This is a genomic window from Arthrobacter sp. Soil761 (assembly GCF_001428325.1).
Classification (GTDB): Bacteria; Actinomycetota; Actinomycetes; order Actinomycetales; family Micrococcaceae; genus Arthrobacter.
Genome location: NZ_LMSF01000001.1, coordinates 1 through 20968, shown reverse-complemented (window position 1 = coordinate 20968; position 20968 = coordinate 1). Strand labels below are relative to the sequence as shown.

Here is a 20968-nt window from a genome sequence, read left to right as displayed (position 1 = left end):
TCACGAGGCGACTGGCACAACCGATTCGCCTAGACAGAGCACAGCGCCCTATCAATGGTCTCTCCCGATGCGACGTGACTCCCCGTTGAGCGGGACGACATGCCTGCAATCATGCGGCCGACCCCTCTCTAGGGACTCGTATACGTGCACATCTTCAGTGACCAATCTACATCATTCGAGTCATCAGTCATAGTCGTATCCGTGACGAGTCGGATACGAGTCCAAAATGTGCTCGAAGACCAGCGCAAACGAGGTGTCGGCGGGAGGACTGACGTTCTGCTCAAAAACGTGTAGATTTCACATGACGGGGCGCGCGGTGTGCGGCTCCGGCACGGCTCGGCATACGCTTCTTGCTGAGCCCTTCGCGCCCATGTACCCGACCAGGAGCCCAAACCAGATGAACGCCTTGCCCGGAGACCTCTTCGCCCGCCGACTGCGACAGGAGAGGGAACGCCTGGGCATCAGCCAGGCTGAGCTGGCCCGCAGGATTGCCGAGATCCTTGGAACGAACGTCGACCCTTCGGCGGTGACCCGGATAGAGCAGCAAATCCGCGCCGTCCGCCTGGACGAGGCGGTCGCCGCCTCCAAGGCCCTGGACGTCCCCCTGGCGATCCTGGTCGCCGAGGATCCGGAGGCAGAGAGCGAGGCCCAGCTGCAGCAGTACCTCGCCGACCTGGCAGCGGCCCAGCGCGAGTGGGAGAAGAACAGGCTGGAGGTGCTGCGGCTCTCCAAGGCCATTCAAGTGCTCGGCGGCGGCGCTCAACTCAAAGGTGTCGTCGACTTCCGCCTCATGGAAAGCATCGACGCCCGCGTCCCGGTCGAGGAGGACGACCAGTACGGGCACCGGCTTGCCCCCGGCATCGAGGGGTCTACAACCCCAGACGCATGACGCTGTTGCGTGCCGCAGGATTGAACTCGCGGTCGTAAACGTCTACCGTCGCTGCCCGGCTCCACCGGCCGGCGCGCATGATCTCCTCCGTGCTCGCACCGTTGCGCCGCGCCTGGGTGACGTGCCCGGCCCGCAGCGAGTGGAAGCCGTAGGCAGCAGGGTTCATCCCCGCCTCGACCATGCGCGAGAGCAGCATCGTGTGCAGCGCGTCGCCGCTCACCGCCCGTGCATGGATCCGGGCGTCCTTCCTGTTGCGGTACGTTGCCCGGAGCAGGGGCGCGCCCGAGGCCAGGTCGGCGCTGCTGATGAGCGCCGTTGAGCCGGCGGCTCCGCAGACGTGCTCCTCGAGACCGTACGAGAACAGCTGCTGCATGATCCCGCGACGCCGTGTGCGCGCATCGTCCTGCCGGGCGAGCCCGAGCAGCACGACCCAACGGTGCACCGCACACGGGGGACAGGATGCCGGCGAGCTCCCGAACGGCAGCACGACCACGTCCGGCAGCGCGTTCTCCGGGTCGGCCTTCGAGGCCCCCACATGAACGTGGACACCATCGACCGGGTGCAGCTCGAGCCGGTTCAGCGTCAGGGCCGCCGCCTCGCTCCTGCGCAGGGCCCCTGCGAACCCGAGCCACACCGCCAGGGCGTCCCTGGTGGCTGACACGCCTGCCGGATATGTGTCGTGCTCCATCACCGCGATGATCCGGACCACGTCGTCCAGAAGCAGAGGGCGCTTGCGCCGGGGCCTGGTGGCCCGCAGCTTGGCCAGCCCGCGCACGAGATCCACCACGCCGCGGTGGGCCGTGGGATCCAGAAGCCCGCCGCGCAGGTGCCTCTCGCCGATACCGGCCAGGCGCTGGCGGATCGTCGCGACGGAGAACCGGGGGAGCCCGTCGTCATCGAGCTGCGTGGACATCCAGGCGACGTACCAGCGCACGGTCTCCGGATGCGCAGGCAGCGCCTCCAGTCCGTGGCCGGTACAGAAGTCATCAAAGGCACGCCACGCCGTGGCATAGGCGCGCCGGGTGGCAGCAGACAGCGTGTGTCCTTCCAAAGACCGCGAAATTTCTTCGAGCTCGCGCAGCTCGTCGTCCACCTCCGGTTCAGGTGGGACGGTGGGAGCGCTGAGCGCTGCGAGCCTCACCTGTACTGCCATGACTCCAGTCTCGACTCACTGGCCGGAGAATCCAAGTCGCAATGGTCTGTCAGTGGCGATTCCCCATACCCGCGATCGACGGGGCGGCTTCGAACCGGGTCTCTGGTAAGGGCGCTTATCGGGGCATGGAGGAAGACTGCCCTCGCGTGACGCGGTGAGGGAAAAACAACCGCCGCACCGTCCCGGATAAGATCACGGGGAGGTAGAGCGTCCCGCCCTGCCATGTAAGGAGTAACAACGTGTGTGAACCGTGGTCGTCTGCCGACGGTATTTCAGCTAGTGCCAGGGACAAGGGCCTCATCACCAATTGCACCGCGGCCCATGATGGGATCATGTTCGCGAAGGAAACTCGTTCATGGTGAAGCTCAACCTGAAAGCCGTCGAGGAACGCGTTGCCCCGCTCGGGGGCCGTGAATCCTACGATCGCGAGTTCATTTTCAGCCTGCTGCTGGCCTACGGCAAGCCGCAAGGCAACGTGACCAGGTTGCGGAATGGTTCGCTCAACGTTGCCCATGACCCGTCCACTGAAGTGGCACAAAAGAACGTCGTCTACTTCAAGGAGACGACCGGTGATCCTCTCGCCGTCATCGACGAGCTGAAGACTTCACCGCTGGTCGTCCGATACAACACCCGCTTCGTGATCGTCACCGACTACACGGAACTGCTGGCCATCGATACGAAGACCGGCGAGAACCTGATGATCCCGATCCGGGACATCGACCAGTACTTCACGTTCTTCCTGCCCTGGGCCGGCATGGAGAAGGCACAATATGTCGCTGAGGCGCACGCTGACGTCAAAGCTGCCGAGAAAATGGGCAAATTGTTCGACGAACTGCTGGCGGCGAACCCCGGAATGTTCGACATGGCGCACGGGCGTCACGCGCTCAACGTGTTCTTCACCCGGCTCCTATTCTGCTTCTTCGCCGAAGACACCGGCATCTTCGAAGAGGGTGTCTTCGTCAATGCAGTCGGCTCTCATACTCAGCTTGATGGATCCGACGTCGCGGAGTTCCTCACCGAGGTCTTTCTGGCACTGGATACTGAAGATGCCGCCGAGAAGCCCACACACCTGGCAGGGTTCCCGTATGTCAACGGCCGACTGTTCACGATGTCATCTGAGCACATCGTTCCGGTCTTCACGAAAAAGGCCCGCGACCTGCTGATTGAGTTGGGCACATTGATCTGGCGTGACATCAACCCGGACATTTTCGGCTCGATGTTCCAGGCCATTGTCACCCCGGGCAAGCGCAGCGACCTGGGCCAGCACTACACGTCAGTGCCGAACATCCTCAAGACCATCGAGCCGCTGTTCCTGGATGATTTGAAGGAACAGCTCGATGCAGGGTTCGACTCAGTCAAAAAGCTTGAAGCACTGCTCGAGCGAATCAGCGCGATCAAAGTTTTCGATCCTGCCTGTGGGTCCGGCAACTTCCTCATCATTGCGTACAAGGAACTGCGCCGGCTGGAACACGCGATCCTTGAACGCCTTTTCGAGATCGATCCGAAGCACCAGATGCTGTATGCCGAGTCGAAGATCAACATCGAGAGTTTTTACGGTATTGAGATCGACGATTTCGCAGTCGAGGTGGCGATCCTCTCCCTCTGGATCGCCAAGCACCAGATGAATGCAGAGTTCAAAGATAAGTTCAACATCTCTATCCCGCTGATCCCGCTCAAGGAGACCGGACAGATCCAGGCTGGCAACGCCGCACGTACCGACTGGAACACGGTCTGCTCGAACAACGGACAGGCGGAGATCTATCTCATCGGAAACCCTCCGTACGTCGGGGCGAAGACCCAGACCAAGGATCAAAAGGCGGACTACGACTTCGTGTTCGGACGCCGTCCATACTCGAAGAACCTGGACTACATCGCGCTCTGGTTCCTGAAGGGTGCGGACTATATCGAGGGCACGCGAGCCGAGCTCGCGTTCGTCACTACGAACTCGGTGTCTCAGGGCGAACACGTTGGCCTGATGTTCCCGATGATCTTCACCAAGGGTATAGAAATCGGGTTCGCCTACACGTCCTTCAAGTGGGAGAACAACGCCAAACGCAACGCCGGCGTCACCGTCGCAGTAATCAGCCTGCGAATGGCTCGGACGGAGCCGAAGTACCTCTATACCGAGGACCTTCAGATTACAGCGGACAACATCAACGGCTATCTCGCTGATGGACCCAATGTCGTCATGGAACGGCGCAAGAAGCCACTCAGTGCTCAGCTGCCCGACATGGTTTTCGGCTCGATGCCGCGTGACGGTGGTGGTCTCCTACTGTCTCCGGATGAGCGCCAGCAGATGATCGACAACGACCCGCAGAGCGGTCAGTTCATCAAGCGATTCATGGGAACATCCGAAGTGATCAACGATGGAGAACGCTACTGCCTCTGGATTCCTGACGGCTTCGCTGCGACTGCCTTATCCATCGCACCAATCGCCAGCCGACTGGCCCGCGTAGCGGAGGAACGAAGCAAGAGCAAAGCGGCCAGCACGGCCGCGTACGCCTCTCAACCTCATAGATTTGTACAAATTAGCTACAAGCCGACGGAATCCATCATTGTCCCTCGGCACTCTTCCGAGCGACGCAAGTACATACCCTTTGGCTATCTGGGGCCAGAGACCGTTGTCGGAGATTCGGCGAACGCTGTGTATGACGCGAAGCCTTGGGTCTTCGCTTTGTTAATGTCTCGGATGCACATGGTTTGGACCCGAGCTGTTGGCGGGCAACTGGAAACCCGAATCCGCTACTCGAATACGATCGTCTACAACAATTTCCCGCTGCCGCCCCTGTCGGATGCGATGAAGGAGAAGCTGACCATTACGGCATTGCGTGTGCTTGACGTACGTGAGTACCACTGCGAGAGCAACTTCGCCGATTTGTACGATCCGGACTTTATGCCGGAGGACCTGCGGACGGCGCATGCCGAGATTGATGTGTTGGTGGATTCGATCTACTCCAAGCGCGGATACGAGACCGATGAGCAAAGACTGTCGGACCTCTTTGCTATGTATGAAGAGATGGCAGCGGAATCTGCAAAGGGGAGCAAGAAGAAGTGAACAAGCCGATCAACATCGTCGACGTGACCTATGCCCGCACCAAGGCGTCGGTTAACACCGATGCCTTAGGTATGCGAGAGATGCAGCAGCGCGTCTTCGCCAAGAGAGATGCCCAGCACCTTCTGGTCAAGGCCCCGCCGGCCTCAGGCAAGTCGCGGGCTTTGATGTTTGTTGCGCTCGACAAGCTCTATAACCAGGGCCGGAAAAAGGTCATCGTCGCCGTCCCCGAGCGATCCATCGGAGCCTCCTTCTCCTCGACGAAGCTCACCTCGCACGGATTCTTCGCAGACTGGGAAATCAAAGCCGAGCACAACCTCTGCGACGCCGGTTCCTCGCAGGGCAAGGTCGGAGCATTCATCGACTTTCTCAAAGGCCCCGACGCCACACTGGTCTGCACGCACGCGACGCTACGGTTCGCCTTTGAGAAACTCGCACCGGAAGCGTTCAACGGCATCGTGCTGGCGATTGATGAGTTCCACCATGTCTCCGCTGATACTGAAGCCAACCGCCTCGGCGCGCTCCTGCGTGAAGTCATGAACGGCTCGGACGTGCACATCGTGGCAATGACCGGCTCGTACTTCCGCGGAGACTCAGTGCCGGTTCTGTCCGCTGAAGACGAGGCACAGTTCACGCCGGTCACGTTCAACTACTACGACCAGCTCAACGGTTATGAGCACTTGCACTCGCTCGGCATCGGCCATCACTTCTACCAGGGCCGCTATACGGACGCTATAGGTGAAGTCCTGCACCTGGATAAGAAGACCATCGTTCATATTCCGAACGTCAACTCGGGGGAGTCCACCAAGGACAAGATCGAAGAAGTCGGGTTCATCATCGATGCGATCGGCCATGTCGAAGCCACTGACCCCGATACCGGAATCATCAGCATTCGCCACAAAGATACCGGTGAAATTCTTCGCGTCGCCGACCTCGTGGATGACACTGACCAGAAAAAACGTGCTGACACGCTCCACTATCTCTCCCATGTCGCCTCGAAAGAGCGCGACGCTGTGGACATCATCATCGCCCTGGGCATGGCGAAGGAAGGCTTCGACTGGCCTTTTGCCGAGCACGCCCTGACCGTCGGGTACCGTGCCTCGCTGACCGAGGTCATCCAGATCATCGGCCGCGTTACCCGCGACAGCCCCGGCAAGGAGCATGCCCAGTTCACGAACCTGATCGCTGAGCCCGACGCCACTCAGGGTGAAGTGAAGGTCTCGGTGAACAACATGCTGAAGGCCATTACGGCATCGTTGCTTATGGAGCAGGTACTCGCACAGAATTTCACCTTCAAAACTAAGAAGTTCGATGGTGACGACTCGAAGATCCCCGGTCAGCTGAAGATCAAGGGCTTCAAGGAGCCCTCGACGGAGCGTGTCAGGCAGATCGTCGAGACGGACCTGAACGACCTGAAAGCTACGATCTTGCAAGACGACACCTTCGCTCGCGCAGCTGCCGGCTCAATCGACGCTGAGACCGCCAACAAGCTCCTGATCCCGAAGATCATCCGGGAAAAGTACCCGGACCTCAGCGACTCGCAGGTTGAGGAGGTGCGGCAGCAGGTCGTCGTGGACTCAGTGGTCAAGAACGGTGAGGTCCGCGAAGTCGGAGACAAACGCTTCATCAAGATGGCAGAGAAGTTCGTCAACATCGATGAACTCTCCATCAACCTCATCGACTCGGTGAACCCCTTCCAGCGCGCCTTCGAGGTCATGTCCAAGTCGGTGACTCCCTCCGTACTGCGGATCATCCAGGACCAGATCACGGCTACCCGCGTCGAGTTCACTGAGGAAGAGGCTCTGGCTCTTGTTCCCCGGATCAAGAACTGGATCAAGGTCAACAATCGACGGCCAGACTCCCGTGCCGAGGAACCGACTGAGAAACGATACGCCGACGCGCTGCTCTGGCTCCAGCGGGCCAAGCAGAAACTTGAAGCCCAAAAGCGTGCGACTGAAATGGCAACGGACGAATGATCGATAACGACGAAATTTTCGAGGAAGCGCCGGCTTCCCTGCAAGACCTCATCGACAACGACCTCGATGGCCTGCTCAACGTGCCTGAGAAAGCCAAGAAGGTAACCTCGTCTGACCGCCTTGAGCGGGCTTTCCTAGAGATCGTGGAGTTCCGCCGGACACACGAGCGTCTGCCGAGCTCGGCGACGAGGGAGATCGCCGAGCGGAAGCTTGGGGCCCGCCTGGAGGGCATCCTGGCCAACGACGAAAAGATCGCAGCGCTCAAACACCTCGACACGGAGTTCGAACTCCTGGCTGTAGAGGCAGCGCCAGAGTCATTGGACGAGCTTCTTGACAGCGATGACCTGGACGATCTGCTCGGCGACGACAGTGGCATCCTCGACGTATCGGATCTTCCCGTGATCAAACGGCCCGAGTCTCCGGACTCGGTCGCTCAGCGGGTAAAGGCCGAGGACTTCGACCTGTTCGAACCTTTGTTCAAAGCGAAGCACGCCGAGCTGGCCGAAGGCACATATAGTCTGGTGCCTTTCACCGGCATGGATCTTATCCGTGAGGGTGCGTTCTTCGTTCTCAGTGGCGTTATGTGCTTTGTCGCTGAGGTCGGTGAAGACGTGGACCTGATTGTCGGCGGCAAGCCCAGGCAGAAGCAGCGGCTCCGCCTCGTCTTCGAAAACGGCACTGAATCGGCGATGTACAAACAGAGCCTCATGACCCGCATGTACGAAGCACAGGGCCAGGTCCTGGCGCGGACAGGCCACGATGCTACCGAAGCCCTCGACGCCGACGTGGAGAGCGGCCACATCTACGTATTGCAGTCGCTCAGCAAGGATCCTGTTGTCGCTGGGATGAAGGATCTCCACAAGATCGGCTTCTCGACTACCAAAGTCGAGACCCGCATCAAAAACGCGGCGAAGTCGCCGACCTACCTGATGGCACCCGTGAAGGTGCTGGCAGACTACCGCCTCTACAATGTGCGTGCGTCGTGGCTGGAGCACCTCTTGCACCGGGTGTTCGCCGAGGTGCGTCTGGACCTGACGCAGGTCGACCGGAAGGGACGCGACTACGACCCATCGGAGTGGTTCGTGGTGCCGCTGGAAACCATCAACAAAGCCGTCGCAATGATCATGTCCGGCGAGATCACCGACTATGTCTACGACGCTCAGCTCAAGAAACTCGTCGAACGACAACAGGCAGGATGGGAATGACGAATGGCTGTTGAGATGGGCTTGTGGCGGGCAGAGGGCGGCCAACTCAGCCGGATAGTGCCGACATCAATCGGCTTGGAATCCCAGTTGGAGGGCTACATCGAGTCTGACCCGTCAGTGCTTGGCGAGCCGCTTCTCGTCATTGGCCGGCAGGTTCCGACCGCGCACGGGGGATTCGTAGATCTGCTCGCCCTGGACGAAACGGCGTCGCTGCACGTAATCGAACTCAAACGCGACAAAACTCCACGCGATGTTGCCGCTCAAACCCTCGATTACGGCTCCTGGGCAGCAACCCTTGGCCGAAGCGATATCGACAATATCTTCGCCACCTACCGTCCAGGCCTTGCTCTTGAAGAAGCGTTTGCCGATCGCTTCGGCGACACTCTTCCTGAAGAGGTCAACACTGCACAAGAATTTACAATCGTTGCCGCCAGCGTTGACAACGCTACCGAGCGCATCGTGCGGTTCCTCAATGAAGACTTCGATGTTCCCATCAACGTCGTCTTCTTCAGACATTTTCAGGACAACGGATCTTCGTACCTTGCCCGCAGCTGGCTGGTCGATCAGAGCGAACAAGCCAAGTCGTCCATTTCCGCGATCTCGCGGAAGAATAAGACACGTGAGCCTTGGAACGGGTCTGACTGGTACGTCTCATTTGGTGAAGAGCCAACAGGCCGGCAATGGGTCGACGGCATGAAGTACGGTTTCGTCTCGGGCGGTGGCGGCAAGAGGTACTCTCAGACGCTCAAGAATCTGCCGATTGGTGCCAGAGTCTTCGCCTACATTCCCAAGATTGGGTATGTAGGAGTTGGTACCGTCGCCGGCGAAGCCCAGCGATACGACCAAAGCACGCTTCTCGTGAACGGGGCCGAGCGACAGCTGCGTGAACTCGACCTCTCCGGGAATTATCGCCACGAGGGTGATGAGAACGACGACAATGCTGAATGGGTTGTTCCGGTCGAATGGATACGGGCCGTTCCGCAAGCGGAGGCCGTGCGGAAAACGGGTCTTTTCGCCAACCAGAACACGGCTACAAGGCTGCGAAACCAGTTCACGATCGAGCACGTCACCGCTGCTTTCGGGCTTGATAGCTGAGCATCGGCGGATGGCCCATCGAGAGTTATGCGGACAATAGCGGTCGCGAATAGCAGGCCTGACCCTCGCCTGAGGCGACGCTCGTGTCGAACCAAGCCGCGGTAGGAGAATCGTTAGGATGACGACGGCGCTTCCCGACCTCTGGACCGACTGGTGCTCGGTCACGGGCGTGCCTGCCGGAAGAATCGACGAGGCCACAGTCTCTCGCTTTGTGCAGCAAGTACAGCCGTCCCGGGCTGTCCTCATGACACTGCGCCGGCGGCTGGCTCCCAAAGATCCACCAGCCCCGGCGTGGCCGCGCGGGCACAGGGAGGACGCCGGCTCACTGCAGCGGCTGATCCGGCGTGGGACGGCGATCATCCAGCACCCCGGCACGCACTGGGTCTTCCGGCTGCGGCTGCGTAGGATTCTGTTCGCTGCGGTGCTACTCGCACCGCGCTCCCACGGAGGCCTCGGACTGGACAGGTCAGGTGCGCTGGGACTGCGGTCGGACAGCATGCGCGAGCTGCGCCAGTGGATTGGCATCGCCGAGGACCCGAGCGCCTGCCCGGCGTGCGCCACCTGGTCGTGGCTTGATGTGATCGGCACCAACAGCGGGTGGTCGCACAGTTCCGTCCGGGTCCTGGGACACCGCCGCGACGAAGTAGGCTCCGCGCACCGGCACCTGCGGCCGGATCCCAATCCGGATTGGCACCTCTCCATCGGCTTGCTGCCAGCCATGGACCGCTGGGGATGGATCGATGCCTACCGCTCCATGCACCCATCCTCGCTGTCGGCGGTCATCAGTGCCGCGGCCCTGCTGCTCGACGGTCCGGAGCCCGCACCTGCGCCGGTGCCTGCTGCAGCTGCGATGCCGGCCAGCCCCCGGCGGCAGATGTCACATGAGGAGGAAGAGCAGATCCTCAAACGCGCCGACGAACTCACCGCGCGCGTCGAGGCGATCCTTCGCGAGTTCGATACCGGCCGATAAAGTCGTGTGTATGGGATTCAACTGGGAGCAGGTCCTCGGGACCAAGGGTGCAGACCTCTCCGACGCCTACGACCAGAGCGCCTCCGACGCGCTGTACCAGGACCACCCGAGCGCGGCTCCGCCAGCAGGTCCGGAAGACCCGGGCGATGAGGTCGTCGGCCTGCCGTTCGACGAGAGCTGAGCCTCCAAAAACTCCCACGCTGCGATGTCCGTTTTCGGACATAACCGCAGGTCAGCGCGCATGCATACTTAAGTGTGCAGTCCCCCAGGAGCCGGCAAGACCATGCTGGCGGAGCGGCTGCCGGGCCTCCTGCCGGACCTTGGCGACCACGAGTCCATGGAAGTCACGGCCATCCACTCGCTGTGCGGCCTGCCCGCATCCTCGGTACAGCTCCTGCGCCGGCCGCCGTTCGAGAACCCGCACCACTCAGCCACCGCTGCCGCCATCATCGGCGGCGGGACCGGCCTGCCCCGGCCGGGGGCAGCATCACGTGCCCACCGGGGCGTGCTTTTCCTGGATGAGGCACCGGAGTACGAGCGGCGTGTCCTGGACGCGCTGCGGCAGCCGCTGGAGAGCGGGGAGCTGGTTATCCACCGATCAGCCGGAACAGCCGCCTATCCGGCCCGTTTCCAGCTGGTGCTCGCCGCCAACCCCTGCCCCTGCGGCAAGGCATCGGGCAAGGGGCTGGACTGCACCTGCACACCCGTGATGCGCCGCCGCTATCTGGCCAGGATGTCCGGGCCCCTGCTGGACCGGGTGGACATCCAACTGCAGGTGGAGCGCGTATCCCTGGCCGAGTTTGGCCAGGCGGGCGCGGAAGAGGGCACTGCATCAGTGGCAGGCCGGGTCCTGGACGCGCGTGCCCGGCAGGCGGAACGGTTACGGTGCTTCGGCCTGGAGACCAATTCCCAGGTGCCGGGGCGCATCCTCCGCGGTGAACTGCGTCTCCCCGCGGCCGCGACCCGGATCCTTGACCAGTCCCTGGAGCGGGGGGTACTTACCGCCCGCGGGTATGACCGTGTCCTTCGGCTCGCGTGGACGCTGGCGGACCTGGGGCACCGCGATACGCCGGACCCGAACGACATCGGACAGGCCCTGGGCCTGCGGCAGGCTTCGGCGGCCGCGGCATGACACCCAGGGATGCCGAACGGCTGGCCCGGGCCGCCCTGTCACGGCTCATGGAGCCCCAGGACACCGCGGGCCTGGCCCTTGTCCAGATGGCAGGGGCAACGGACGCGCTGCGCATCGCTGCCGGTGAGGTGGCACCCGGGCCCGACCTGGAGCGCGGGATGACATCGCTGCTGGCTGACAGCGGGGCTGCCGGCAGTTGGGCCGGACTGGCAGCCGCGTTGAAGCGTTGGCGGCCACGGCTGCCCGACCTTGCGCCCGAACGCGACCTGGCCACCATGGCCCGGCTCGGCGGACGCCTCATCATTCCCGGTGATGAGCTGTGGCCGGCCCGACTTGCCGACTTGGGAATCCAGGAGCCCATCTGCCTTTGGTGGCGCGGGCAGGAACAACCGCTGCCGGGTGCGGACAAATCCATCGCGCTCGTGGGATCGCGGGACAGCACCAGTTATGGTGCGTCCGTGACAGGGGACATCGCTTACTCGCTGGCGCAGCGGGGTTTCACGGTGGTCTCCGGCGGAGCTTACGGAATCGACGCTCATGCCCACAGAGCCGCCCTCGCCGGCAGTTCCTCCGCCGTCCCCACCATCGCCGTCATGGCCGGGGGAGTGGACCGCTTCTATCCATCCGGTAATGACGACCTGCTGCGGGCCGTGGCAAACCAGGGTGCGGTGCTGGCCGAGGTACCACCGGGGTCGGCCCCTACCCGCTACCGCTTCCTCCAGAGGAACCGCCTCATTGCTGCCCTCTCCGCGGTGACAGTGGTGGTGGAGGCGCGCTGGCGGTCTGGGGCGCTTAATACCGCCCATCACGCAGAGACCCTGGGCCGAGCCGTCGGGGCCGTACCCGGATCCGTCCACAGTGCCAACTCCGCCGGTTGCCACCGACTCCTCCGGGACGGGGGAGCCGTCTGCGTCACCGACGCGGCTGAAGTGGCCGAACTCGCCTCGCCGAGTGGATCTGCCCTTCCCGATCAGCCCACCGCAGACGCTGCAGTGCAGGACGGGCTGACACTGGAGGACCTGATCCTGCTGGACGCGCTTCCGCTTCGCTCCACTGCGTCCGTGGAAAAGCTCTCAGCCGTGGCCGGGCTTGGCCAGGACTCCGTCAGGGCAGGACTTGGGAGGCTGGGGCTGCTGGGACTCGCCGTATCGGAGCGGGGCGGCTGGAAACGCGGCAAGGCATGACCGTGTCCACCGGCGGTACCGGCCGGGCAACTGGGAAAGTAGAGGAGTGGACAATGAAGAACTGCCCGGGGAACTGGCCAAGGCACTGGACGCGTTCGCCGGGTACCTGTCAGGGGAGCGCGGGATGTCCGCCCATACCATGCGTGCGTACCTGGGCGACCTGCGCAGCCTCCTGGCCCATGCTGCATCGGAAGGCGTGGCAGGGCTGAAGGAGCTTGAACTGGGGACGTTCCGCCGCTGGCTTGGCAGCCAAAGTTCCGCGGGCGCCTCGCGGGCGACGCTGGCACGCCGGTCTGCCACGGCACGGGCCTTCACCGCCTGGGCCGTACGGGAAGAACTCATCACCGCAGACCCGGCCCTGCGGCTGAAGGCACCCAAGCGGGAAGGGTCCCTGCCGGGGGTCCTGCAGGCCTCCCAGCTCGCGCGCATACTGGAAGGCCTGGAAAGGGCGGCCGCGGCGGGCGAACCGCTGGCTGTACGCAACCGCGCCATCGTAGAACTCCTTTACGCCACAGGTATCCGGGTAGGCGAACTCGCCGGACTGGACGTCGACGACCTTGACCCGGACCGCCGGACGCTGCGGGTCATCGGCAAGGGCAACAAGGAACGCACGGTTCCGTTTGGAGTCCCGGCCGCGGTGGCCGTGGACGACTGGCTCCGGCGCGGGCGCCCGGGACTGGTGAAGGACACCAGCGGGCCCGCCCTCTTCCTCGGTGCCCGCGGTGGACGGGTCGACCAGCGGCAGGTGCGCGCCCTGGTCAACGCCCTGTTTGAGGCGCTCGGTGATACCTCCGCGTCCGGGCCCCACGCCCTGCGCCACTCGGCGGCCACTCATCTGCTCGACGGCGGCGCGGACCTCCGGGCAGTGCAGGAGATTCTTGGCCACAGCAGCCTGGCCACCACCCAGATCTACACACACGTTTCGGTTGACCGGCTCCGGAAGAGTTACCAGCAGGCGCATCCCAGGGCCTGATCGCCGAGGTAATCGCACTGGCGTAATTCCATGGCGTACGGCACAATAAGAGTCACGTCCGGCAACTTTCAAGTGCGGCTTGAAGCTCTCACGGCTTCGGACCGCGCGGCAAGCCCGGACACAGCTTGATCTGATACATCTGAATACAGGCAGGGAACCGTCGCCGCAGTGCAGGGCGCAGCAGTTCCATCCAGGCCGAGGTCGTTGGGGAAGACGTACCTAGAGCTATGGAGGATGGAATGTCTGTTGCAATGACCCGCGGTGTGCTGTTCGTTCACTCGGCCCCTACGGCGCTGTGCCCCCACGTTGAGTGGGCAGTCGGCGCCGTGGTGGACAAGCGGACGGACCTTGAGTGGACCCCGCAGCCTGCTGCGCCCGGAATGTTCCGGGCCGAACTGTCCTGGACCGGAACCCCCGGAACGGGATCGAAACTGGCGTCCTGCCTGCGCGGTTGGGCGCATCTCCGCTATGAGGTGACGGAGGAGCCCAGCCAGGGCGTGGATGGTGGCCGGTGGTCGCACACCCCCGAACTGGGGATCTTCCATGCCGTCACAGACGTCCACGGCAACATCATGGTGTCCGAGGACCGCATCCGGTACGCCTACGAGTCCGGAGCCGGCGACCCCGCCGCCGTCTACCACGAGCTGTCCCTCGCCCTCGGCGAGGCGTGGGACGAAGAACTTGAACCGTTCCGCCACGCTGCCGAAGGCGCTCCCGTTCGCTGGCTGCACCAGGTGGGCTGACCGCCGTCCACTTTTACCGCGACGACACCACAACACCTCCATAGCGCAAAGGAGGCCCCGCCAAGCGGCGGGGCCTCCTTTGCCGTCCGGGGTGGCTTCCCCGGGCAGCGCCTAGATGCTGCGGATAGCCACGACGGCGTTGTGGCCGCCGAAGCCAAAGGAGTTGCTCAGTGCCACGATGTTCCCTGCAGGGAGGTCGCGGGCGGAGGTGACCACGTCGAGCGGGATCTCCGGATCCTGGTTTTCCAGGTTGATGGTCACCGGCGCCTTGCGGTCATGGACGGCCAGTACGGTGAGGACAGCCTCAACCGCCCCCGAAGCGCCCAGGAGGTGGCCCATCTGCGACTTGGTGGCAGAGACCGCCACGTCGTCCACGTGGCTGCCCAGGGCAGCACGCAGGGCCGTGTACTCGGGCTTGTCGCCGACAGGGGTGGAAGTGGCGTGGGCGTTGACGTGAACCACGTCCTCAGCCTGGATCCGGCCGTCGAACATGGCCGCCTTCAGAGCGCGGGTGGCACCAAGCCCCTGGGGATCCGGGGCAGTGATGTGGTAGGCGTCAGCGGTGACGGACGTACCGGCGAGCTCGGCATAGATGCGGGCTCCGCGGGCCAGGGCGTGTTCCTCGGCCTCGAGGACCAGGGCGCCGGCACCTTCGCCCATGACGAAGCCGTCACGGCCGGTGTCGTACGGGCGTGAGGCGCCCTGGGGATCATCGTTCCGGCGGGACAGCGCCTGCATCGAGGCAAATGCTGCCAGCGGCATGGGGTGGATGGCTGCCTCGGCGCCGCCGCACATGACGACGTCGGCCTTGCCCGAGCGGATGAGCTCCAGGCCAAGGTGCATGGCCTCCGTGCCGGAGGCGCAGGCGGAGACGGGGGTGTGGGCGCCGGCGCGGGCACCGAGGTCCAGGCTCACGGCCGCGGCAACACCATTGGGCATGAGCATGGGCACCGTCATGGGCAGGACGCGGCGCGGGCCCTTTTCCTTCAGGGTGTCCCAGGCGTCCAGCAGCGTCCAGACGCCACCGATGCCGGTGGCAAAGGCAACAGCCAGCCGGTCCTGGTCGAATTCCGTGATGCCCGAATCGGCCCAGGCTTCCCGTGCAGCGATGACGCCGAACTGGGTGGACGGGTCCATCCGCTTGGCCTCGACGCGGCTGAGGACATCAAGGGCCGGCGTGCTGCACCGTGCGGCGAAGTGGACAGGGAGTTCGTACTTGGCTACCCAGTCGTCCTCCAGGGTGCGGGCACCGGAGACCCCCTTGAGGGCGTTGCTCCACATTGTGGGCACATCGCCGCCGATGGGCGTAGTGGCGCCCAGACCGGTAATGACTACTTTGCGTGTCATGGGATCACTCTTTCGTCGGTGGGGGTATCCGCCTGCGGCTGCCGCAGGGTCCCGCACAGTTTGATGATCGGCCAGTCCCGGTCGGCTGCCGGTCCGGTCAGTCCGGACCGGCAGCCCCGCCAAGCCGTAGGACGGCGAAAGCCCTTGGCTAGGCCTGTGCTCCGGCGATGAAGCTGACGGCGTCGCCAACAGTCTTGAGGTTCTTGACCTCTTCGTCCGGGATGCGGACGCCGAACTTTTCCTCGGCGTTGACCACGATGGTCATCATGGAGATGGAGTCGATGTCCAGGTCCTCGGTGAAGGACTTGTCCAGCTCGACGGCCTCCGGGGCCAGGCCGGTTTCCTCGTTGACGATTTCAGCCAAGCCGGCCAGGATCTCTTCGTTGCTAGCCATTGGTGGCTCCTTTTCTTGTATTGCCGGCAGGGACTGCCGGAAACGGTCCGGGCCGCGGTTGCGACCCTTGGGCGTATCTAGGGAAGGACAACTACCTGTGCGCCGAAGACCAGCCCGGCACCGAAACCGATCTGCAGGGCCAGCCCGCCGCTCAGTCCGGGGTTCTCCTGCAGGAGCCGGTGCGTTGCCAGCGGGATCGAGGCAGCGGACGTGTTGCCGGCCTCGGCAATGTCCCGTGCCACTGTAACCGTCTCGGGCAGCTTCAGCTTCTTCACCATCTCGTCGATGATGCGCATGTTGGCCTGGTGGGGGATGAAGGCAACCAGGTCTTCAGCCTGGATGCCGGCAGCATCGAGTGCCTGCTGGGCCACCTTGGCCATTTCCCACACTGCCCAGCGGAACACCGTCTGGCCGTCCTGGCGGAGGGTGGGATAGAGCTCCTGGGCTTCCTCCAGGAGCGCGAGGTCGCCCGTGGAGTCGGACTGCCGGGCGGCGAGGCCGAGGTCGCGGACGTCAAGCAGGGAGCGGGTCATGCCAATGGCGTCCCACTTGCTGCCGTCTGAGCCCCATACCGAGGGGGCGATGCCCGGGGTGTCGGAGGGGCCGATCACGACGGCGCCGGCACCATCACCGAGCAGGAAGGAGATGGTGCGTTCCCGGTTGTCGATGACGTCGGAAAGCTTTTCGGCCCCCACCACCAGGACATACTTTGCGGTACCGGAGCGGACCAGGGCGTCGGCCTGGGCAATCCCGTAGCAGTAGCCGGCGCAAGCGGCGGAAATATCAAAGGCAGGTGCGGGCGTGGCGCCGATCCTGTCGGCCAGGCTGGCTGCGGCGGAAGGCGTCGCGTAGGGGTGTGTCACGGTGGAAACAATGACGGCCCCGAGCTCCGAGGCGTCAATACCGGCCTTCTCCATGGCTTCGCGGGCAGCGCCCTCTGCCATGTCGATCACGCTGACGTCGGCAGCCGCGCGGTGGCGGGTGACGATGCCGGTGCGCTGGCGGATCCACTCGTCCGAGGAATCAATCCACTGGCACACGTCCTCGTTGGTGACGATGACGTCCGGCCGGTAGGCCCCCAGGCCAAGGATGCGGCTGTGCTCGTGGATGGGAACCTGTTTCAGTGTGGGAACGCTCATGCGTTGCCCTCCAGTTCTGCAAAGAGCGCCAGGGCCGCGGAGAGGTCATCAGGAGTCTTCACCGCAACGGTCTTGACGCCGGGCATGCCGCGCTTGGCCAGTCCGGCCAGCGTGCCGGCAGGGGCGAGTTCGATCACGCCGGTCACACCGCGCTTGACCATGCTCTCCATGCAGAGGTCCCACCGGACCGGGCGGGACACCTGGGCAATCAGGCTTTCGACGGCGGCATCACCGTCCGTGACTTCACCGCCGTCGAAATTCGACAGCAGCGGCACCTTGGGCGCCACCGGGTTCAGCTGCGGCTTCAGTTTCTCAAGCGCGCTGACAGCGGGCGACATATGGCTGGTGTGGAAGGCGCCGGCCACCTTGAGCGGGATGACGCGGGCCTTGGCGGGCGGGTTCTCGGCCAGGGCCTTCAGCTGTTCAAAGGTTCCGGCCGCCACTGTCTGGCCTGCCCCGTTGACGTTGGCGGGGGCGGCGCCGGCCGCCTCGATGGCTGCCAGCACCTCGGCCGGGTCACCGCCTACGACGGCGCTCATGCCTGTGGGGGTGACGGCTGCCGCGGCGGCCATGCTGTTGGCGCGTTCGCGGACGAAGGTCATGGCTTCCTGCTCCGTCAGCACTCCAGCCAGGGCGGAGGCGGTGATTTCACCCACGGAGTGGCCCGCGAGGATCACCGGAAGGGAGTTGAGTTCGACATCGAAGAGGGAGGCGGCGGTGACCAGCCCCGCGGCAACGATCAGGGGCTGCGCAACCGCAGTGTCCTTGATGGTTTCCTCGTCGGAGGTGGTCCCGTGGGCTATCAGGTCAATGCCTGCGATGTCACTCAGGGAGGCCAGCTGGCCTGCCACCGAGGGAAGTTCCAGCCAGGGGGCCAGAAAACCCGGGGTCTGTGAGCCCTGTCCAGGGCAGACTATTGCAAGCACGTAACCAGCTTTCCAAATTACTGTGTGATCCAGCGGTGTTTCACCGCACCAAGCTCACGGGGTCAGGTTGTAGGAAGTCTACAATGCCTCACGACTGGTTACGGGACGGTTGCCGCTCCGTGGCGGCCTTGGGCGGGGCCGACAGCCGGCCCACCACCAGCGCGGCCTGCAGGACGAACGCCTCCCGCGGCAGCAACGGATCCCAGCCTGTGACGTCGCAGACGCGCTTCAGCCGGTACCGAACAGTATTGGCGTGGACGAAGAGTTCCCGGGCTGTCGCCTCCAGCGAGTGGCCCAGTTCCAGGTACGTTCCCAGCGTTTCCACCAGGCCGTTGGACGCCGCCAGGAGGGGCCGGTAAATGTTCTTCACCAGCGAGCGGCGCGCCGCATCATCGCCGGAAATAACGCGTTCGGGCAGAAGGTCGTCCGCGGCTACCGGCCGCGGAGCGGAGGGCCAGGCGCGCGCGGCGGTCAGCCCCGCAAAGGCCGACTGCGCGGAACCGCTGGCTTCCAGCAGCGAGCTGGCCTCGGGCCCGTAAACCACGGGTCCGGGGGCGAACATGTCGCTGAGCTTCACATAGGCTGTTTCGCGGTCCTGCACGCCGCCAAGGATGAGGATCAGCCGGTCGCCCTGGATGCCTACCAGCGCGTCCTCGGCATAGCGCCCGGCCATCCGCCGCAACTCGCTGACGTAGCTGGCGCTGGGTTCGGAGGGCGAATTGCCCACCATCACGGTGAACCTCTCCTGCGCCTTCCAGCCAAGCGCTGCGATGCGTGAGCGCAGGGCGTCCGTGTTTTCGCCGCGCAGGATCGCATCCACGATCAGGGCTTCCAACCGGGTATCCCAGGAGCCGCGGGATTCGGCAGCGCGGGCGTACACGTCGGCGGCGGCGAAGGCCACCTCCCGCGAATAGCGCAGGACTGCTTCGCGCAGGGACGGCTGGTCGGCTTCCGGCGCGATGACCGGAACCTGGTCCTCCACCACCTCCACCACGATCCTGATCAGCTGCAACGCCTTCTGCAGGCTGATCGACCGCGTGAGTTCCGTGGGGGCTGTCCCAAAGACATCCGTGAGGATCCACGACGGCGAGCTCGGCCGCTCGTACCAGGTCACGAAAGCGGCGATGCCGTTCTGTGCCACCATTCCCAGTGCCGACCGCTCATCCGCACTGAGCCGGCTGTACCAGGGGAGCGACTGCTCCAGCTTGCGCATGGTGCTGGTGGAGAGCTGGCCGACGTTGGCGCGGAGCTGCTTGAGGGTTTCGGACTTCTCCGGCGTGACCTTCGGCGGGGTCGGTTTCCGCTTGGAGGACGGGCTGGCTGGTGCTGGCATTCTTTGAGCATACGGCCACCGTCGCGCAAGCTCCATTTGTGCGAAGGCTACAATCCGCCTTGTCACGGATCACAAGACGTCCGGCCCCGTCCGGTGCCGCACACTACAGACACGACGACGGCGGCCCCCACCTTGGTAGGTGGGGGCCGCCGTCGTCGTGATGCTGCTTGATACGCTGTCCAGCCGGAAGGCTAGGCTTCGCCCCCGGCATTGCCGGTGGTGCCGGCATTGACGTTGAGCAGCTTGTACTTCTCGATGGCCTTGATCGGGGCGTCAACATCCACCTCGCCACGGCGCGCCAGCATTTCAAGGGCACGCACCACGATGGAGTGGGTGTCGTTCTTGAAGTAGCGGCGGGCTGCTGCGCGGGTGTCGGAGAAGCCGAAGCCGTCGGCGCCGAGGGTGGCGAATTCGTTGGGGACGAACGCACCACGATGGAGTGGGTGTCGTTCTTGAAGTAGCGGCGGGCTGCTGCGCGGGTGTCGGAGAAGCCGAAGCCGTCGGCGCCGAGGGTGGCGAATTCGTTGGGGACGAACTGCCGGATCTGGTCGGGGACGGCTTTCATGTAGTCGGAGACGGCGACGATGGGGCCGGTGGCGCCTTCGAGTTGCTGGGTGACGAACGGGGTGCGGGCGGGTTGGCCGGGGTTGAGGAAGGCTTCTTCTTCGGCGGCGAGGCCGTCGCGGCGCAGTTCGTTCCAGGAGGTGACGGACCAGACGTCGGCGGAGACGTTCCAGTCGTCGGCCAGGACGCGCTGGGCTTCGATGGCCCAGGGCACGGAGACGCCGGAGGCGAGGATCTGGGTGCGGGGGCCGTCGATCTTTGCCGGGGCGAGCAGGTAGATGCCCTTGATGACGCCTTCGATGTCGAGGTTTTCGGGTTCGGCGGGCTGGACGATGGGTTCGTTGTACACGGTGAGGTAGTACATGACGTTCTTGTCCGTTGAGTCCGGCCCGTACATGCGTTCGAGGCCGGAGCGGATGATGTGGCCGATTTCGTAGCCGTAGGCGGGGTCGTAGGTGAGCACGGCGGGGTTGGTGGAGGCSAGCAGGGGGGAGTGGCCGTCGGCGTGCTGGAGGCCTTCGCCGGTGAGGGTGGTCCGGCCTGCGGTGGCGCCGATGATGAAGCCGCGGGTCATTTGGTCTGCTGCGGCCCAGAAGGCGTCGCCGGTGCGCTGGAAGCCGAACATGGAGTAGAACACGTAGACCGGGACCAGGGGCACGCCGTGGGTGGCGTAGGAGGTCCCGGCGGCGGTGAAGGCTGCCACGGCGCCGGCTTCGTTGATGCCGGGGTGGATCAGTTGCCCGGCGGGGGATTCCTTGTAGGCCAGGACCAGGTCGCGGTCCACGGAGAGGTAGTTCTGGCCCTTGGGGTTGTAGATCTTCGCGGTGGGGAAGAACGCATCCATGCCGAACGTGCGTGCTGGGGAAGAACGCATCCATGCCGAACGTGCGTGC

General features: G+C 64.0%; 17 protein-coding genes and 1 pseudogene. 11 read left to right on the top strand and 7 right to left on the bottom strand.

What is annotated here, in order from left to right; translation table 11 throughout:
• The first annotated feature begins 397 nt into the window (after window positions 1-397).
• Window positions 398-889, top strand: coding sequence for a helix-turn-helix domain-containing protein (locus ASG79_RS00085; protein ID WP_082581619.1), 492 nt, complete (start codon window positions 398-400; stop codon window positions 887-889).
• On the opposite strand, the gene ASG79_RS00080 is transcribed toward ASG79_RS00085, so the two are convergent.
• Window positions 870-2042, bottom strand: a complete 1173-nt coding sequence (locus ASG79_RS00080; RefSeq protein ID WP_056387362.1) for a hypothetical protein — start codon at window positions 2040-2042, stop codon at window positions 870-872. The genes ASG79_RS00085 and ASG79_RS00080 overlap by 20 nt on opposite strands.
• A gap of 355 nt (window positions 2043-2397) precedes the next feature.
• Between ASG79_RS00080 and ASG79_RS00075 the strand changes: the two genes are divergently transcribed.
• The 10 genes and pseudogenes from ASG79_RS00075 (at window position 2398) to ASG79_RS00035 (ending at window position 14372) form a co-directional block, all read left to right on the top strand.
• Window positions 2398-5097 (top strand): DNA methyltransferase, encoded by a 2700-nt coding sequence (locus ASG79_RS00075; RefSeq protein WP_056387359.1) that lies wholly within the window; start codon window positions 2398-2400, stop codon window positions 5095-5097.
• Entirely contained in the window at window positions 5094-7070 is a 1977-nt protein-coding gene (locus ASG79_RS00070) for a DEAD/DEAH box helicase (RefSeq protein WP_056387358.1), read from the top strand. The genes ASG79_RS00075 and ASG79_RS00070 overlap by 4 nt, the downstream gene beginning before the upstream one ends.
• A complete protein-coding gene (locus ASG79_RS00065; protein ID WP_056387355.1) occupies window positions 7067-8275 on the top strand; it encodes a GIY-YIG nuclease family protein in 1209 nt (402 codons plus the stop codon). The genes ASG79_RS00070 and ASG79_RS00065 overlap by 4 nt, the downstream gene beginning before the upstream one ends.
• Window positions 8276-8278: 3 nt before the next feature.
• On the top strand, window positions 8279-9370 hold the full coding sequence (locus ASG79_RS00060; RefSeq protein ID WP_056387352.1) for a hypothetical protein: 1092 nt from the start codon (window positions 8279-8281) through the stop codon (window positions 9368-9370).
• Between the two features lie 118 nt (window positions 9371-9488).
• Window positions 9489-10340: a hypothetical protein gene (locus ASG79_RS00055; protein ID WP_056387349.1), complete on the top strand. Its 852-nt coding sequence runs from the start codon at window positions 9489-9491 to the stop codon at window positions 10338-10340.
• Between the two features lie 10 nt (window positions 10341-10350).
• Window positions 10351-10521 (top strand): hypothetical protein, encoded by a 171-nt coding sequence (locus ASG79_RS23345; protein ID WP_156400141.1) that lies wholly within the window; start codon window positions 10351-10353, stop codon window positions 10519-10521.
• Between the two features lie 81 nt (window positions 10522-10602).
• Window positions 10603-11472, top strand: a pseudogene (locus ASG79_RS00050) (YifB family Mg chelatase-like AAA ATPase); the annotation flags it as partial.
• A complete protein-coding gene (gene dprA / locus ASG79_RS00045) occupies window positions 11469-12656 on the top strand; it encodes a DNA-processing protein DprA (RefSeq protein ID WP_056387345.1) in 1188 nt (395 codons plus the stop codon). The pseudogene ASG79_RS00050 and the gene dprA, both read left to right, overlap by 4 nt.
• Before the next feature lie 46 nt (window positions 12657-12702).
• Complete coding sequence (locus tag ASG79_RS00040; protein WP_056387343.1) at window positions 12703-13629, top strand: tyrosine recombinase XerC; 927 nt, start codon at window positions 12703-12705, stop codon at window positions 13627-13629.
• A gap of 239 nt (window positions 13630-13868) precedes the next feature.
• Entirely contained in the window at window positions 13869-14372 is a 504-nt protein-coding gene (locus tag ASG79_RS00035) for a DUF3145 domain-containing protein (RefSeq protein ID WP_026265612.1), read from the top strand.
• 111 nt (window positions 14373-14483) lie between these two features.
• Here ASG79_RS00035 and ASG79_RS00030 read toward each other — a convergent pair whose 3' ends face one another.
• The 6 genes from ASG79_RS00030 to ASG79_RS00005 all read right to left on the bottom strand — a co-directional run.
• Window positions 14484-15719, bottom strand: coding sequence for a beta-ketoacyl-[acyl-carrier-protein] synthase family protein (locus ASG79_RS00030; RefSeq protein WP_018768273.1), 1236 nt, complete (start codon window positions 15717-15719; stop codon window positions 14484-14486).
• A 148-nt stretch (window positions 15720-15867) separates the two neighbouring features.
• The gene (locus ASG79_RS00025) at window positions 15868-16113 is read right to left on the bottom strand and encodes an acyl carrier protein (RefSeq protein WP_009359314.1); all 246 of its coding nucleotides are present in this window, start codon (window positions 16111-16113) and stop codon (window positions 15868-15870) included.
• Between the two features lie 77 nt (window positions 16114-16190).
• Window positions 16191-17252 (bottom strand): beta-ketoacyl-ACP synthase III, encoded by a 1062-nt coding sequence (locus tag ASG79_RS00020; RefSeq protein WP_056387340.1) that lies wholly within the window; start codon window positions 17250-17252, stop codon window positions 16191-16193.
• A complete protein-coding gene (locus ASG79_RS00015; RefSeq protein WP_186447725.1) occupies window positions 17249-18178 on the bottom strand; it encodes an ACP S-malonyltransferase in 930 nt (309 codons plus the stop codon). The genes ASG79_RS00020 and ASG79_RS00015 overlap by 4 nt, the downstream gene beginning before the upstream one ends.
• 88 nt (window positions 18179-18266) lie before the next feature.
• The gene (locus tag ASG79_RS00010) at window positions 18267-19511 is read right to left on the bottom strand and encodes a PucR family transcriptional regulator (protein WP_018768270.1); all 1245 of its coding nucleotides are present in this window, start codon (window positions 19509-19511) and stop codon (window positions 18267-18269) included.
• Between the two features lie 103 nt (window positions 19512-19614).
• The coding region (locus ASG79_RS00005) for a transketolase-like TK C-terminal-containing protein (RefSeq protein ID WP_414730901.1) at window positions 19615-20968 on the bottom strand (1354 nt) is incomplete at its 5' end.

What these genes read in the sequence shown, in the direction of transcription:
- ASG79_RS00085 (WP_082581619.1), top strand. Translation starts at nt 398, where the DNA reads ATGAACGCCTTGCCCGGAGACCTCTTCGCCCGCCGACTGCGACAGGAG.
- ASG79_RS00080 (WP_056387362.1), bottom strand. Translation starts at nt 2,042, where the DNA reads ATGGCAGTACAGGTGAGGCTCGCAGCGCTCAGCGCTCCCACCGTCCCA.
- ASG79_RS00075 (WP_056387359.1), top strand. Translation starts at nt 2,398, where the DNA reads ATGGTGAAGCTCAACCTGAAAGCCGTCGAGGAACGCGTTGCCCCGCTC.
- ASG79_RS00065 (WP_056387355.1), top strand. Translation starts at nt 7,067, where the DNA reads ATGATCGATAACGACGAAATTTTCGAGGAAGCGCCGGCTTCCCTGCAA.
- ASG79_RS00060 (WP_056387352.1), top strand. Translation starts at nt 8,279, where the DNA reads ATGGCTGTTGAGATGGGCTTGTGGCGGGCAGAGGGCGGCCAACTCAGC.
- ASG79_RS00055 (WP_056387349.1), top strand. Translation starts at nt 9,489, where the DNA reads ATGACGACGGCGCTTCCCGACCTCTGGACCGACTGGTGCTCGGTCACG.
- ASG79_RS23345 (WP_156400141.1), top strand. Translation starts at nt 10,351, where the DNA reads ATGGGATTCAACTGGGAGCAGGTCCTCGGGACCAAGGGTGCAGACCTC.
- dprA (WP_056387345.1), top strand. Translation starts at nt 11,469, where the DNA reads ATGACACCCAGGGATGCCGAACGGCTGGCCCGGGCCGCCCTGTCACGG.
- ASG79_RS00035 (WP_026265612.1), top strand. Translation starts at nt 13,869, where the DNA reads ATGTCTGTTGCAATGACCCGCGGTGTGCTGTTCGTTCACTCGGCCCCT.
- ASG79_RS00030 (WP_018768273.1), bottom strand. Translation starts at nt 15,719, where the DNA reads ATGACACGCAAAGTAGTCATTACCGGTCTGGGCGCCACTACGCCCATC.
- ASG79_RS00025 (WP_009359314.1), bottom strand. Translation starts at nt 16,113, where the DNA reads ATGGCTAGCAACGAAGAGATCCTGGCCGGCTTGGCTGAAATCGTCAAC.
- ASG79_RS00020 (WP_056387340.1), bottom strand. Translation starts at nt 17,252, where the DNA reads ATGAGCGTTCCCACACTGAAACAGGTTCCCATCCACGAGCACAGCCGC.
- ASG79_RS00010 (WP_018768270.1), bottom strand. Translation starts at nt 19,511, where the DNA reads ATGCCAGCACCAGCCAGCCCGTCCTCCAAGCGGAAACCGACCCCGCCG.